Raw genomic sequence first — 14,773 nt, 5'->3', positions numbered from 1 at the left:
GATCCTCGCCGCGCTTGTTGTCGTCGGTCTTGATGAGGAGGCGGTTGCCGCGCTCGTCAGCCACGCCGATAGGACTTGCGCTCTGACCGTACATGGACCATGTGACCATCTGCAGCTCCGGGAAGGCGCGCCCCATACCATCGGCATCAAGCAGCGGAATGCCGCGACGCGCCGCCGGAAGCATAGGGTGCAGCGAGTTCCAGCCGCCCGCCTCGGAGGGCAGCAACGCGTCAAAGGTATGCCCCACCTCGGCCTCGAGGGCTTCGAGCGCATATTCGGGCTCGGGGCCCGCGGGCACTTTCTCTACGAGCACCGTGGGCGCGCCCAGGCCCATAGACACGGCGACACGCGCGTCGTCGGGCACTTCATCGAGCTCAAGCAAGGTGATTTCGCCATATTCTGCCACGGTCTGCTTGGCGATGAGGATACCCACATACGGATTTCCGCCACCGCCCGACGCCATGACCGCCGCGCCCATCGCGATGTCTTCGACCTCTTGCGTTCCCAGTTTTCTCATGATTTCCTCGACTAGCAATCGTCATACTTTAGTGCGCTGTAGCACTAAAGTATCTCAGCCTGAAAATGCGGCGGGCGCACACGACCCGCCGCTTTTTATTCCTAGATACGCAAATCGCCGACGGCTTTGACGCGCACGCGGGTGGCGTTGCCAGGCAGATACGCCAGCGGAACGTCCTCCACCTCGACGATCTCGATGGTGTCGGGATCGGCACCGGCCTTGACCGCCTCTTCCTTGGCCAAGCCCTTCGCCACCTCGAGCGTCTCGGCGCGGCCGAGCTTGTCCAGCGAGAACACGCGCTCGATCTGGCCGGACACCTGCGAGATGGCGCTGCCCACGGCGTTTGCCACGCCAAAGTTCTCGGGACGCTTCAGCTGCGCCACGCCTTTCAGCGAGCCAGGCATCAGGATGGAGCCACCACCCACCAGCACCACGTCGATGTCGCCCGCGCTGGTTTTCATGCGGTCGATGCAATCCTCCACCATCTTGACCATGCATGCCAGGGCCTCATCGACCAGATCGGGCGCAAGGAACGCAACCTTCTCGGGGTCGCCCACACCGGGCGCCATGCCCTTTGCCACCACGATGTCGGTTGCCGTGAGCGTGTCGCCGCCAAAGCACAGAGCTTTCTCCGTCACCTTATAGCCCACCGAATCGGGACCCACGGTCACGGTGCCGTCCTCATGATGGCGCACGATAGAGCCGCCACCTAAGCCGATAGAGATGATGTCAGGCATGCGGAAGTTGGTGCGCACGCCGCCAATCTCAACCGCCAGCATGCTCTCGCGCGGGAAACCGTGCACCAGCACACCCAGGTCAGTGGTGGTGCCGCCGATATCCACCACCACGGCGTCCTTAAGACCCGTAAGGAAGCTCGCGCCGCGAATGGAGTTGGTGGGACCGCACGCGATGGTGAGAATCGGGTAGCGCATGGCGTACTCGGCGCTCATGAGCGTGCCGTCGTTCTGGCAGAGATAGATCTCGGCGTCCTTGATGCCCTCGGCGTCGAGCGCCGCGATGAAGCTCTCGGACGTGGTCTTGGCAACGTTCACCAGCGCCGCATTCAGAATGGTAGCGTTCTCGCGCTCGAGCAGGCTCACGCTGCCGATCTCGCTGGAAATGGAGATGGGGAAATCCTCGCCCAGCTCCTCGCGCATGATCTGCGCGGCAGCTTTCTCGTGGCTTGCATCCACCGGCGAGAACACGCTGGAAATGGCCACGCTGTCGCAGCTGCCCTTGACCTCCTTGGCGATGCGACGCACCTCGTCGGCGTCGAACGGCGCAATCTCGCGGCCGTCGAACTCATGGCCGCCCTGCACGAGGAACCACTGGTCGTTGATGGCGCTGCGCAGGTCGGCGGGCCAGTCAATCATGGGCTTGATGGCGGCCGTCGCCGGCGCACCGATGCGAATCACGGCCACGCGGTCGAGCCTCTTGCGCTCCACGATAGCGTTGGTGCAGTGCGTGGTACCCAGCATGGCGTAGCCGATCTGGCTGCGGTCGACCGCCGGATCGGAGAGCACGGCTGCCATAGCGTTACGGATGCCGCCCATCACGTCTTCAGTGGTGGGGCTTTTCACGGCCGCCACCAGATTGAGCTTATCGTCAAGCACCACGGCGTCGGTGTTGGTGCCGCCGACGTCGATGCCGATGCGCCATTGCTTAGCCATTGTTCGCTACCCTCTCTTCCACGGGAACATAATCGAAGTCGTAACCGAAGTAGCGCGGGCCGGCGATCTTCAGGCCGCGCTCGCTGCGCCAATGCTTGTGCACGGGAATACCGATGACCACGCCGCGGGCGCCGTACTTCATGCCCTCGGTGGTGATGGGCAGCGCCGTCTCGATGTCGAGCACGGCAATCAGGTCGGGCGTGCTGCACAGGATCTGGTCGCCGGACTTGCACAGCAAATGTTCGTTCTGGAAACGGAGCTCGCATTCCTTGCCGTGATAGGCGTCAATGCCCTGGAAGTGTGCATAGCCGCGCGCGAAGCCGCCTTCGGTACGGCGCGACACGTCATCCAGCTTGCCGCGGAACAGCTCGTAGGCGCCCAGGAATTCCAGAATCTCGGGTACGGGGTCTACGTTCTTTTCCTGGCATTCGCGAATGGTGCGACCGATGACCTCGCAATACGTAGACGTGCCGGGAATGGAGCAGCGTTTGACGTCTGCGCCCGTCATGGCGTAGTCGGCCATGAACACGCTGCCGCCGGTGGTGATGGCCACGTTGCGCGCAAGTCGCTCCGCCCAGGCGTTGTCCACGGCATCGATGGTGACCACGTCGCCCTTCTCGTCGCACACCACGGCGGGGCATGCGGGGATGTCGAACAGCGACCAGGTCACATGCTGCAGCTCGGGGAACGCGCGGCCCATGCCGTCGCAATCGACGATAGGCACGCCCTTGGCCGCCGCCACCTGGAACGGAAGAAGCGAGTTGAGGCCGCCCGCCTCAAGCGGCATGATGGCATCGAACTTGCGGCCGAAGCGCTCTTCCAGCGCGTCGACGGCGCCCACGCCCTCGCGGCCGTTGGGCACCTTCTCCACCAGCACGGTGGGAGCGCCCAGCATGTGCGAGCCGCACACCCAGGCGTCGTCGTCCAGTTCATCCAACGTAATCATGTCGAACGGGCCGTACTCGTCGATGGCCTGCAGGGCCATCAGCTTGCCGATGTAGGGGTCTCCCCCTCCGCCCGATGCGAGGACCGCGGCACCTACCGCCATGTCCTCCACTTCACGTTTACCGATTTTTCGCACAGCCCGCCTCCTAACATAGCGCAACGCCCGAGCCCAATGCGATGCTTTTGAGCCGCGTTGCTCTTCCTTGGCATACATCGCCTTGTTGAGCTACACCGCCTTATCTCGCAGTCATCCCAGGCGTTTCGCAGGAACTGCTCACTGCAGCATTTTGCAGAAGTCGCTCCCGCTTCTCACATGAATCGGGAACGTATCGAAGCCCGCTCCCGCATACGAAAACGGGGCCGCGTACGCACGCGACCCCGCCGCTTCTCGTATAGATGATACTTTAGCGCATTGGAGCGCTCTATCGGGCGCAGAAGCAGAATTCATCCAACAAACGGGCAGTTCTCGTTCCCTTTGAGCGAACAGGCAAAATGCAACGCGACGTCATGCGAGAAATCCGCGCGACGACCTTCCTCGCCCAGCACGATTGGCGCCCGTCTGCCCAACGCCGCCCGCGCCCCTTCTGGCCCCAATGCCTCGAGTGTCCTTCTGGCCCAGACGCCCATGCGACCCCGTATAAATTCGAGCAAGACGCCTATACCGTCTTCGTCTAAATCCGAACCAGACACCTATGCCGCCTGCGTCTAAGTCCGAACCAGACACCTACGCTGCCTGTGCCTAAATTCGGGGCTCCTGTTGTCCTGCCTTCTTTTTCTCGAAGTCTTCCATGCCGGCGCACACCGCCTTGCGAACAACCCAATACAGCACCAGGGCGACGATGGCCAAGATAGCAAGATAGAAAACGACGATGGGCAGCATCACGAGCAAATACTCCCCGGGATTCATGCCGAACATTCTCATGACGCCCTCCTTCCGTGGGAGAAATCCTTGCGACCATAATACCTGACTGCGGCGCCGCTCATCCTCGCGCCAAGGCCTCCGGTCGAAACGTTCGTCGAGTGCGGCCCAAAACGTCCGAGAGCAATTTTTTTGGACAACAAATCAACCTGGCCGTAAGCCCCCCGCAAAACGCGCCTAAATTGCACCTTCGTTGCATCTCCGACAGTGCCCTTCTGCGCCATCGAAGCACCGGACGGCAGCAAACAAACCCATATCCCCTGGTCGCGCAATCCCCCATGAATTTACGGCGACGCGAAGCAAGCAACGACACACGGCTAACCTGCAACGTTGTCCAAATAATTGTCATCAAGAGGGGATTGGCGATAGCAGCTCAACAAAAGCGCAAGGAAGGTGCAGCGAATCGGCGGAGCCAGATTCCGGGCAGTTCGTGGACGTTTTTGCGACTTTCCCGGAAATCAGAGCAGAAGGGTCGACAAACCATTAATTCCGAACAGGCATTTTAAGGTTTTGCATACTCGCAGCCTCCAGCAACGCCTCTTGCACGCTCGAAAAACCGTTCAAATTCGAAAGAAAGAAGCGAATCGTCCCGGGAAAGTCACAAAAACGTCCACGAAACAGCACCCGACCGGCCGCAAAGACTCTCGCACCGTCGCCACAATACATGTCTCCTTGATTTGGATGAGCGCGATGAAGGCCCCAGCAAAAACCTTGCGCCAGCGCCACAACATGTCCCTTGCGCAGTACCACAGCATGCCTCTTGCGCAGCGCCACAACATGCCCCCTTGCGCAGTACCACAGCATGCCTCTTGCGCAGCGCCACAACATGCGCCCCTTCACCGTGGGAGGCGCGCCTGGCGAGCACGCGCATGCAACACTCTGTCGAGTGAGCCGCTCGGCGGATACCCTACGACTACCGCTTGTTCGCTTTTACCATCACCACGACGAGCAGCACCATGCACGCGACATAACACGCACCCATGAGAATGTCTGTCGTGGCGGCCATATCGTCCATGCCATTGAACCGAAGCAACACAGACGCCGCTTGAAAAGCAAGAGCACACGCCGCAGCGAACATAGGAGCCGCCACAAGCCTGCCCAGCCTCCGCTGGTACGAGGTCTTCATCTCCTCCTTGGAAACGAAATTGTTGCCAGCGATCAAGTTGAGCCACTTGCCCCGCATAAACTGGACGCCCAGCACAAGAAAAAGCAGCGCGAATAGCATCAAGAGAGCAAATATCGTCATGAGACCATCCTATACCCCAAACGTACGCCACCGAACGGATTGCCATGCATCACGCGCATCAGGCGGTACAAGCCGCATTCCCTATAGGCGCTACGGTCCTCTGTCGAGCAATACATCCTAAAAGCGCTCAATCGCTCGAATGGCAGGAATTGCCCAGGTGATAACCGCAAGCACGACCATCGCGACGCCGGCCCCCGCAAACCACGCTGGGGCACCTACCGCGTCGGCGAACAACGACGATGCCACCAACCCCAGGGGCAAAGCCCACGCCATGAGGCTGCCATACAGCCCAAACACACGCCCCAAGAACTCGGGCGGCACCTTCTCTTGCATGAGCGCCGTCTGGGGGCCGGAATAAAACGGCGAGGAGAATCCCATGGCGAACGCTGCGACGAAAAACGCGACAATGCCGCCGGCGCCCAGAAGGCCAGCAAAAATCGTCGCCATGCCGTAGAGCGCCGTGGCAGCAACCACGGTAAACGCCCGGTTTTTGAAGCCGCCGGTTGTCGCCAGAAGCGCGCCGCCTGCGATCATGCCCACTGCGAACACGATTTCCGCCAATGCGGCATCACCTGTGTTGCCTCCGAAATGGTCCAGCACCATGATGGGGAACAACGCCGATATAGGCGCAAAAACCAGCGTAAACGCAAAACCGCACCACAGAAGCGCGAATAGGCCGCGAAAACCCTTGAGCACTTTGAACCCCTCGTCCACTTCGACGAGAATTGCTCGTACGGTTGCAAGAATACCCGAAAAGGCGCCGCAGGAGCGGTTTGCCCCATCCGAAGCATCCGCCGCAAATTCGCCGGGTGCAAGGCCTGAATCGGACGCACGCGCATCGCAGGCCTTTTCGGCGGAATGCCGTGAATCAAGCGCGTCAGTATCGCCCGGCATATCCGCTTCGTCCAAATCGAGCCGAGCGGCCATAATGGCGCACACCGCAATGAGCGCACCCGCCACATCCAACGCAATCATGGCGGTAAGGCCCCAAAGTGGGTAGATGATTGCCGCTGCAGCCGTACCTGCAATGTATCTTCGCCATGGCCGCCTACCCCTCGTACACGGCGCGTACGAGGTATTCCACGTTGCCTTCGGCGCCCTTGATGGGGCTTTCCACGGCACCCGTCACCAAGAAACCGGCCGCGCGAAGAGCGTCTTCCACCTCGCGCACGACACGTTCACGCACGGCGGGGTCGCGCACGATGCCTCGGTCGGTCTCGTCGTGGGCGCTTTCGAACTGGGGCTTCACCAGCGCAAGGAGCACGCTCCCCCGCTCGCACAACGCTGCAAACGTGGAGGCAAGCCCCGCAAGCCCGATGAACGAGAGATCGGCCACCAACACGTCGAACGGCGCGCCTAGTTCCTCAGGACTTGCCGTTTTGATATTCGTGCGCTCGAACACGCTCACGCGCTCGTCTTCACGCAGCTTCCAGGCGAGCTGCCCGTAGTTCACATCGACACACGCCACGCTTGCCGCGTCCGCCTGAAGCAGACAATCGGTGAAGCCACCGGTGGAGCTTCCGATGTCGATACATCGAAGCCCGCTCACGTCCTGGTCGAACGCATCAAGCGCACCCTGCAGCTTTCGTCCGCCACGACTCACGAACTTCTTCTGGCCGCGCACGAACACATCGGCATCGGGGCGCACCTGCACCGCTGCACTCATGGGATACACGTCGTCCACACGCACCTCATGAGCCAATACGGCGCGCAACGCCGCTCCCCGATCAGGGAAATAGCCCAAATCAACCAATAGGTCGTCCAGGCGCATTTTCTTTTGCTTCTTCTTAACCATCGGCATCCATTCGCTTAAACATTTGCGATAAGTATACCAATGGCATGAGAGCCCACACCGCGACAAGCGGCGCCGGGCCGCAGCAAATCGCTGAGACCGTCAACGCGCCCCGAGGAACTATTCACCCAGCTCCTGAGCAATCTCTTCTGCCTTCACGCGGTCGAGACGCGTAAACACTGCCATCACCTGCGCGAACGCGGCATAGACGCCTTGCTCGCTGTTCTCGCACACCTTCGCCGCAAAATCGTCAATCCATTCAAGAAGATGCCTCTCGGCGAACAGTCCCTGCGTCGCAAGCGTTGTACGCACCGCATCATCATCGCCATCGGCGAATGCATCATACGCACGCTGCGCCATGCGCCCCATGTAATCCATCATCGCAGCGATATGGTCATCGGGAAAGCGCTTCTCTACCTGAAGCTTAAAGCCGGCATCGTGGTAGAACGCACGCACATCGAGCGTGCTCTCCTGAAACACCATGCCTTCTTTGCCTGTATAGGCGGATTCCCAAAGACGCACAAACGAATCGCCAGGAGCGAGGAACAACCTGGAATAATCGCTGCGAAGCCTCTCGACGAACGACTGCTCGTCCGCATGCAGCGCAGCCTCCGCGAGGCCGGATCTCGCATCAACCAGACGCGTCTGCGCGTCGGGAGCACCCTCGCCCGTGCGGTAGCCGGCAACCTGTGCATACGCAGGTTCAGCCAACTCGTGGGACAAGACCTCCAGCATCTTCATAGTCTCATCGCCAAACAGCTTGACGGTCGTATCGGCCGAAGGGTCGCTGCCAAACACCACGTGCATGAGACTATACGCATACGCCCGCTGCGCCAGATACATTCCTATTTCCTGCTCGCGTTCACGATTCTCCATCGCGCTCTCCCCTTCCCTGCAAACGCTCTCACGAAGCCGCCGCGCCGCCCCTCATCGAGGCAGCGCGGCGGCACTACAGGAGGAACTACCAGTTCACTTCTTTATAGTTCTCATCGAAGGCGCAATCCTTCGCCTTGATGAGAACGTGCGGCTGGGTCTCGTCGCGAGAAGGAAGCACCGCAATGGTGCCGTCGTCCAATCCCTCGCCGTGCTTGGCGCGCAGCTCGTCGATGTCGCCGAACTCGAGCGCACGGTTGGGGCATCCTGCCACGCACGCGGGCTCGCCGCCTGCCTGGCGCAGGCCGTAGCAGCCATCGCACTTGCCGGATACACCCAATTCTTCGATGAACTTGGGTTGGCCGTAGGGGCAGCTCATCACACACATGCGGCAACCGATGCACTTGCTCTGATCCTGGATAACCGTACCGTCCTCGGCTTTGTAGATGGCGCCGGTCGGGCAGTTCTTCAGGCAGATGGGATCCTCGCAGTGGTTGCAGCCGAACGAATAGCTGTACGCCTGCACACCGGGAAATTCACCCACGGAGTAGGTATGCACCTCGCGGTAGAGCGTACCCACATCCAGACGATTCTTGTCTTTGCAAACGACCTGGCACGCGCGGCAGCCGATGCAGCGCGTCATGTCAAAATAGAATCCAACAGTCATCGCTTATCCCCCTTAGCCCAAATCGATGATGCGAGCATCGGTGTAGGCGTCGTCTTCCAGCGGCTCGCCGGCGTACTTCTCGAAGTTGCAGTTATTGTTGTTGTAACTGGTCACACCGCATCCCGAGATATCGTTGCCCATGAGGAAGTTGTCGGCGCCGCCTTCATCGATGCCGGTCTCCTCGTTCACGCGCACCCACGAGCCATGCGGGATGCCCACCTCGCCGGGACGCAGGATGTCCATGACGCACGCCTTGCGCAAGACCTCGCCGTACTTAGTCCACACGCGCACGGTGTCGCCGTCCACGATGCCCTTCTCTTCCGCGTCGGAGCGGTTGAGGAACACCGGGTTGGGCCACGCCTCGCGCATCCACGGACAATTGTCGAACACCGTATGCGAGCGGCGGAAATAGTGCGGATTGAACAGCAGGTAGGGGTATTCGCCCTTCTCGCCGTCGATGTTGCCGTCCACGAACGTGGTCTCGTAACCCAGCGTGGGCACGAGGTATTCGGGATACGGCTTGTAGTCATGATCGATAAGTCCGATGCTGTTGAACAGATCGGCCTTGGACTGGCAGGTGATCTCGAACTTGCCGCTGGGGCTGGTAAGCGGATTAGCCTCGGGGTCGGCGATGAACGCAGCGTAGCCGATCTCGCTGCTGTACTTGTCGCCCTCGTGGCGCTCCACCTGGTAGCCGCCGTTGCTCACGAATTCGTCCAGGGTCACGCGGCCCTGCTGCGGCGTGCCCTCGACGCCCCACGCATCGATGTCTTCCTGCGTGATGGTGATGAGCGGTTCGTATTCGCCAGAGTCGTCATCCTTGATGACCGTAGTGCCGGCCAGCGCATTGAAGAACGCCTGCGTCTCGCTGAAGGGGTAGGCCACGGCAGGATCAACACCCAGGGCCTCCATGATGAGCGAGTTGATCTCGGCGTCGGTCTTGGCCTCATACAGAGGGTCGGTCACCTTGGAGAAGCAGTACAGGAACTCGCGGTTCGACGAAAGCAACCCGCCGGGGACCTCCCACTGCGTGGTCACAGGCAGCACGATATCGGAATACATGGCCTGCGTGGTCATGAACTGCGCCTTCGAGACCACGAAGTCCATCTTGCGATGCGCCTCGATACCGCGCTTCATGTTGGGGCCGGTCTGCAGATAAGCATTCTCGTCGTGGATGATGCAATGGATGTCGCAAGTATCATCGTAGCCGGCATAGGAGCCCGGGCCGGAGTACCAGTCGCCCACGCTGCGGAACTCGCCGCTGAAGCATGCTTCCCACGTCTGCGGGCCGGAAATGACCTTGTCGATCTCGTTCTCCAGGCCGGGAAGACCCGAGCTGCCCGCCATGATGAGCGGATGACCCGTGTTGTTGCCGGCGTTGGCATGGTAGTTGTTGGACACGCAGTTGCCCGGCTTGCCGATATGGCCGCCCATGCAGCCCAGCGTCATGAACAGCTGCGGCACGTTCTCGGAGCCGTTGCAGCGGGCCGCGGCGAAGTTGTGCAGCATCCACACGTTGTGCGTCTTGCCGATTTCGCGCGCAAAGTAAGTAATCTGCTCCACGTCCACGCCGCAGATCTTGGAGGCCCACTCCGCGGTCTTGGGCTCGCCGTCGTACTTGCCCTCCACGTAGTCGCGGAAGTTCACGTCCTCCTTGAGGTCGGCAGGCTTGTGATCGGCATCGAAGCCCACGGTGTACTTGTCCAGGAAGTCCCAGTCGATGATGTTGCCCTCTTCGGCATCCAGACGCAGCATCTCGGAGGCAACACCCAGCATGAACGCCGTGTCGGTGCCGGTGCGCACAGGAATCCAGTACGCATCGAGCATCTGCGCGGAGGCCGTGTAGATGGGGTCGATGGTGATGAACTTCACGCCCGCCTCTTTGGCGCGCAGGTAGTGATAGCTCGGCGTGCCGGCGGCCGACCACGCGGGGTTGGACGCATGGAACACGATGGTCTCGGCGTTGAGCATATCCATACGGTCGTTACACACACCGGAATCGGTGTAAGGGATGCCGATGGTAGTCGCGGTATTCAGCAGGTAAGAACCATGCGAGGTGGAGTCGGCGACGGAGGTATGACCGCCCCACGCAAGCAGCGGATTGAACGCGTAGCGCGAGCCATAGGAGCCAATCAGGAAGGCCTGGTTGCCATACTGCTCCTTGATGCTTTTGAACTCGTCGGCCACATACTGGATGGCCTCATCCCAGCTGATGCGCTCCCACTCATCCTTGCCGCGCATCTCGCCATTGGGGTTGTCAGGGCTCCAGCCCTTGCGCTTCAAGGGGTACTTGATGCGATCGGCGCCGAAGCACTGCTGCTGCTGGGACTTGCCGCGCACGCAACCGCGCTGCTGCGGGTAGTCGAACGAGTCCTCATGACTGTCGTCGGTCTTCTGACGCACCACCGCGCCGTCTTTGACCATGACCTTGTTCACGCAGCGGCCGCCGCAGTTATGCCAGCATGCCGCAGGAATCCACGTACCGCCCTCAGCGGGATCGGTGGGCAACTCATGCTTGCCCGTTGCATCCAGGCTTGCCTCGGAGGAGCAGCCCGTAGCAGAAAGCGCTGCCGCGCCCGCCGCCACCGCCGCAGACGCCTGCAGGAAGCCGCGGCGAGACATGTTCTTGGTTTCAATGCTCACGATAATCCCCCTCGCTTTTCTACATCATCGCGCTGGTGGCATAGAACGCCCAGCGCGAAAGAGCGACGCCGACAATCGAAAGGACGCAGATGGCGATTGCAACCGCGCGGGCGTTGGTGGCCTTAGTGGCCACGCCCAGAAGCACGCACGACGCAACCGGGGCGATGATGAGCGCCGCGATCTGCATCATGGTATCGAGGCCGGCCTCCGAAAACGCCATGATCTCCAGGGCGATGCCCACGGCGAGCACGAGGTTCGCGACAAGCCCCAGCACGCGCGAAATGCCGGTGCCAAAGCCCTCGCTGTCAAGCACCGCGAACAGCGCGAGGCCCATGGCAAGGCCGCCGCCGACAAACGAGACAACCGTCGCCGGAGCGTTGCACCATACGGAATTGCCCAGGATGTCGATGTAGGCAACGCCCATCAGCACGATGCACACCAGGGCAACGACGGCGGTGACCACACGCAGCGCATACGGCGTGCTCTTTTTGACCGCGACAACAATGAGATCGATGAGCGCCAGCACAAAGAACAACCCCGATACGGCCACCTCGTGGACCATGCCGGCACCGAAGTTGACCGTGCCGCTGAACAGAGAATCGAATGCATGCGCAAAGCTATGCACATGCGTGGCCGCGGCGATCAGACCCGCCGCGAACAAGACCACGACCACGAGGGGCACAAGCCACGGACGAGCGCTTTCGCGCGTCTTGCGCAGAACGGTTTCGAACACGTACGCGCCTGCTGCCAGCCCTCCCAGCATCGTGAATGCGAACAGGGATTCAAGTCCCATGTCAGCCTCCTCTTCCCATGCGCCCGAAGCTTTCGAGCGCAAACTCCTATACGCGCCTCGCGACGCGCACTCCCCCTTTAGAGCGGCTTCACCGTTCTCGCATACGCGGCGCGGCGGACCGTATCTCTAAGAGCGCTATGGGAAATCGGCCGATTTCTTCATGTGCCGTTATAGCAAAATTGTCGTGCGACAATCAAGAGTGTCGCACGACAATTTACCGGTGAATTTATTCTATTTTGGAAATAATTGAAGCGGCGTAAGGGTTTTCTAGCCGCGCGCGCCCGGCGCCTGAGGAGCGGCCTTGTTGGGATCGATCGTGAAGCCCTCACTGTAGGCGCTAGGCACCACCACGGTGCCCTCGTTGTCCTGCATGCCCTCATACACCAGGTGAATCTTGCGCAGCGCCAGAGCGATCTCGTCATGCTCGTAGGTCTGCGACACCTCCTGCAGAATCTCCGACACGTCGCGCTCCGCCTCCATCAGTGTGATGCGCGCGTTCTTGCGGCGCTCCGCCTGCGCCTCGAGCGACATGACGCTTTGCAGCTCCTTGGGAAGGATGATGTCGCGCACCTCGACCGACAGCACCGCGATGCCCCAATCGGTCACCTTCTCCTCCACCGCTTTCTGAAGTTCCTGGTCGAGCTGATGACGGCGCATGACCACGTTGGAAACCGTCGCGCGTCCGATGGCGTCGCGCAGCGCCGTCTGGGCGGTGAGCGCCACGGCAAAGCGGCAATCCTCCACCTCGGTGCACGCCTTCTCGGGGTCCCAGATCATCCAGAACAGCACGGCATCCACATCGAGCGGAACAAGATCGCTGGTCAAGGCCTCCTCTGCCCCAAACGGCGTGGCGATGGTGCGCTGATCAACCGTGAGCGTGCAGAACTCTATCAGGGGAATCGTAAAGAATACGCCTGGGCCGGCAAGGCGGTTGAACCTACCAAGACGCATGACCACCGCGCGCTCCCATTCCATGCACACGTGGACCGACGAGAGCACGACGATGCCCACCACCACCGCAGCCGCAACGGCGACGATATCCAGCGATTCCGTGACCGCATACCACGCCACGATAACCACGAGAACGCATATCAGTGCGAGCACGACGCTGAACAGCGTCGCACCGTTGCGATTCGCCTTCTTGGTGGGGTCCGAACGATACGCTTCCGCCGCTACGCCGAACTCCATTTCAGAGCGGCGATAGGAATCTTTTTCTTCAGACATGAGCCGTTCACGAGTGTTTTTCTTCATGGTCCCTCTTCATCTTTCTGACGCATTTCGAAACCAGCTTGGGAATATCGTCGTAGGTCATTCCCTCTTCAAGACAGCTTTCCACGAATTCCTGAACCAGCGATTCCACATGGCTGTCATGACGGGGGAGGTCATCGGTATCGCGCACGAACACGCCGCTGCCGCGCACGGTAGTGACGTAACCGTCGCGCTCAAGCCCCATGTATGCCTTGCTCACGGTGTTGTAGGCAATATGCAGGTCGGCAGCATACTTGCGCACGGTAGGAAGCTTTTCGCCCGGTTTGTAGAAGCCAGAATTAATCAGGTACGCCATGCGGTCGCGCAGCTGAACCCAAAGCGGCAGATCGCTTTGCTCGTCGAACACGAATGCGGGGGTTTCCTTTGTTGTCATTATTCCCCCTCTCTATATCGCAGCCGAGACGCCGGCACCTACCAGCGCGAAACGCAACGCCAAACCGCCGATCAATACCAGCGTTGCCGCCATCGCAACAACACCAGAGGCATGATCACGCCTCCGAATGAGCGCGATGACGTCTATGACCAGCGGAGCCGCTATGCCGCAACCGACGAATCCCGCCCAAAAGAGCCATGCCGCATCTCCTATAAGAAGCGCATCGAGCGGCCCGTGCACTTGGAAAGAGTTCACCGAAAGCGCGTAGGCAGCAATCGCCACCGTCTCCAACATGATGAATGCAGCATCGAGCGCCGCAAGACGACGCAGGGCGGTGGAAGCACCTTTGAAGCCCGCCGAAAGCAGCCCGGCCGCTATAACAACCGCGCACCCGCACGAAAGCGCCGAGAACAAAAACAGCACAGGAAGCCACCACGACTGCCACACGGGCACAGAGATAACGGTTTTAAGCAGCATCCCCGTATAGAGCATGACCACCGCAGAAAGAACGATGCCTGCGACCCTGGCGACACCCGCAGCCTTTTCCCAGAAACCACCCAGGTCAAGCCATGCAAAAGCAAACACCACAGCCATGCAGATCGAAAGCAAGGCGAGTGCGAACGACCCGACGGACATGAAGCTTGCCGTGGGATAGAGGAACAGGAAATAGAATGCCTGAGGCTTGCCCAAATCAGCGAGCAGGCATAAAAGACCTGTCAGAAGCATGAAAAATGACACAGCGTATACGAGCTTAGATACGTGATGAGCAAATGCCTGAGAAGGGATGTCGCCCCGATGGGCACTGAGGGGATGGACGTGGCGCGAAAGCGCTACCGAAGCGTGCAAATCCAAGGCAGCCATCACCGCAAACGCCCCGGCAGCCGTGCCGCCGAGAAACAGATAGAGCGCGATGAGTTCGCTGAACGCCATGGGGTACCTTTCCGCTATATAACGGCAGAAGCATACCATGACGAGTGTCGCACGACAATCATCCGCATGCGCGCAATGACAAGATCGTCCGAGAAGCAAAAAGGCGGGGGCAATCCCCCGCCAATACGCTGTCAGC

At 60.4% G+C, this 14,773-nt stretch carries 15 protein-coding genes; all 15 read right to left on the bottom strand.

Going from position 1 to position 14,773, the window contains the following annotated elements:
- On the bottom strand, positions 1-517 hold a 517-nt coding region (locus Q0J60_RS01370), incomplete at its 3' end, for a DUF917 domain-containing protein (RefSeq protein ID WP_294438406.1).
- Between the two features lie 101 nt (positions 518-618).
- A complete protein-coding gene (locus Q0J60_RS01365) occupies positions 619-2,187 on the bottom strand; it encodes a hydantoinase/oxoprolinase family protein (protein ID WP_294438405.1) in 1,569 nt (522 codons plus the stop codon).
- On the bottom strand, positions 2,180-3,268 hold the full coding sequence (locus tag Q0J60_RS01360; protein WP_294438404.1) for a DUF917 domain-containing protein: 1,089 nt from the start codon (positions 3,266-3,268) through the stop codon (positions 2,180-2,182). The genes Q0J60_RS01365 and Q0J60_RS01360 overlap by 8 nt, the downstream gene beginning before the upstream one ends.
- Positions 3,269-3,871: 603 nt before the next feature.
- Complete coding sequence (locus Q0J60_RS01355; RefSeq protein ID WP_294438403.1) at positions 3,872-4,054, bottom strand: hypothetical protein; 183 nt, start codon at positions 4,052-4,054, stop codon at positions 3,872-3,874.
- 480 nt (positions 4,055-4,534) lie between these two features.
- A complete protein-coding gene (locus Q0J60_RS01350; protein ID WP_273123715.1) occupies positions 4,535-4,825 on the bottom strand; it encodes a hypothetical protein in 291 nt (96 codons plus the stop codon).
- A 139-nt stretch (positions 4,826-4,964) separates the two neighbouring features.
- Positions 4,965-5,297 carry a DUF3784 domain-containing protein gene (locus Q0J60_RS01345; protein WP_273123713.1) on the bottom strand — a complete coding sequence of 111 codons (333 nt, stop codon included), beginning with the start codon at positions 5,295-5,297 and terminating at the stop codon, positions 4,965-4,967.
- Positions 5,298-5,414: 117 nt separating this feature from the next.
- Positions 5,415-6,419: an MFS transporter gene (locus Q0J60_RS01340; RefSeq protein ID WP_294438402.1), complete on the bottom strand. Its 1,005-nt coding sequence runs from the start codon at positions 6,417-6,419 to the stop codon at positions 5,415-5,417.
- Entirely contained in the window at positions 6,346-7,092 is a 747-nt protein-coding gene (locus Q0J60_RS01335) for a TlyA family RNA methyltransferase (protein ID WP_294438401.1), read from the bottom strand. Before Q0J60_RS01335 ends, Q0J60_RS01340 begins: the two co-directional genes overlap by 74 nt.
- A 117-nt stretch (positions 7,093-7,209) precedes the next feature.
- A complete protein-coding gene (locus Q0J60_RS01330) occupies positions 7,210-7,965 on the bottom strand; it encodes a molecular chaperone (protein ID WP_294438400.1) in 756 nt (251 codons plus the stop codon).
- A gap of 85 nt (positions 7,966-8,050) precedes the next feature.
- On the bottom strand, positions 8,051-8,629 hold the full coding sequence (locus Q0J60_RS01325) for a 4Fe-4S dicluster domain-containing protein (RefSeq protein ID WP_294438399.1): 579 nt from the start codon (positions 8,627-8,629) through the stop codon (positions 8,051-8,053).
- A 12-nt stretch (positions 8,630-8,641) separates the two neighbouring features.
- The gene (locus Q0J60_RS01320) at positions 8,642-11,272 is read right to left on the bottom strand and encodes a molybdopterin-dependent oxidoreductase (RefSeq protein ID WP_294438398.1); all 2,631 of its coding nucleotides are present in this window, start codon (positions 11,270-11,272) and stop codon (positions 8,642-8,644) included.
- Between the two features lie 19 nt (positions 11,273-11,291).
- Complete coding sequence (locus tag Q0J60_RS01315; protein ID WP_294438397.1) at positions 11,292-12,065, bottom strand: DMSO reductase; 774 nt, start codon at positions 12,063-12,065, stop codon at positions 11,292-11,294.
- A 267-nt stretch (positions 12,066-12,332) separates the two neighbouring features.
- Positions 12,333-13,289, bottom strand: coding sequence for a slipin family protein (locus tag Q0J60_RS01310; protein ID WP_294438396.1), 957 nt, complete (start codon positions 13,287-13,289; stop codon positions 12,333-12,335).
- A gap of 7 nt (positions 13,290-13,296) precedes the next feature.
- A complete protein-coding gene (locus tag Q0J60_RS01305; protein ID WP_294438395.1) occupies positions 13,297-13,707 on the bottom strand; it encodes a GntR family transcriptional regulator in 411 nt (136 codons plus the stop codon).
- 12 nt (positions 13,708-13,719) lie between these two features.
- A complete protein-coding gene (gene nrfD, locus Q0J60_RS01300; RefSeq protein ID WP_294438394.1) occupies positions 13,720-14,637 on the bottom strand; it encodes an NrfD/PsrC family molybdoenzyme membrane anchor subunit in 918 nt (305 codons plus the stop codon).
- Between the last annotated feature and the right edge of the window lie 136 nt (positions 14,638-14,773).

Origin of the sequence: uncultured Slackia sp. (assembly GCF_944321625.1) — a bacterium.
GTDB lineage: Bacteria > Actinomycetota > Coriobacteriia > Coriobacteriales > Eggerthellaceae > Slackia.
Note: the sequence above shows the minus strand (reverse complement) of the source record. Positions and strands in the feature narration are given on the sequence as shown.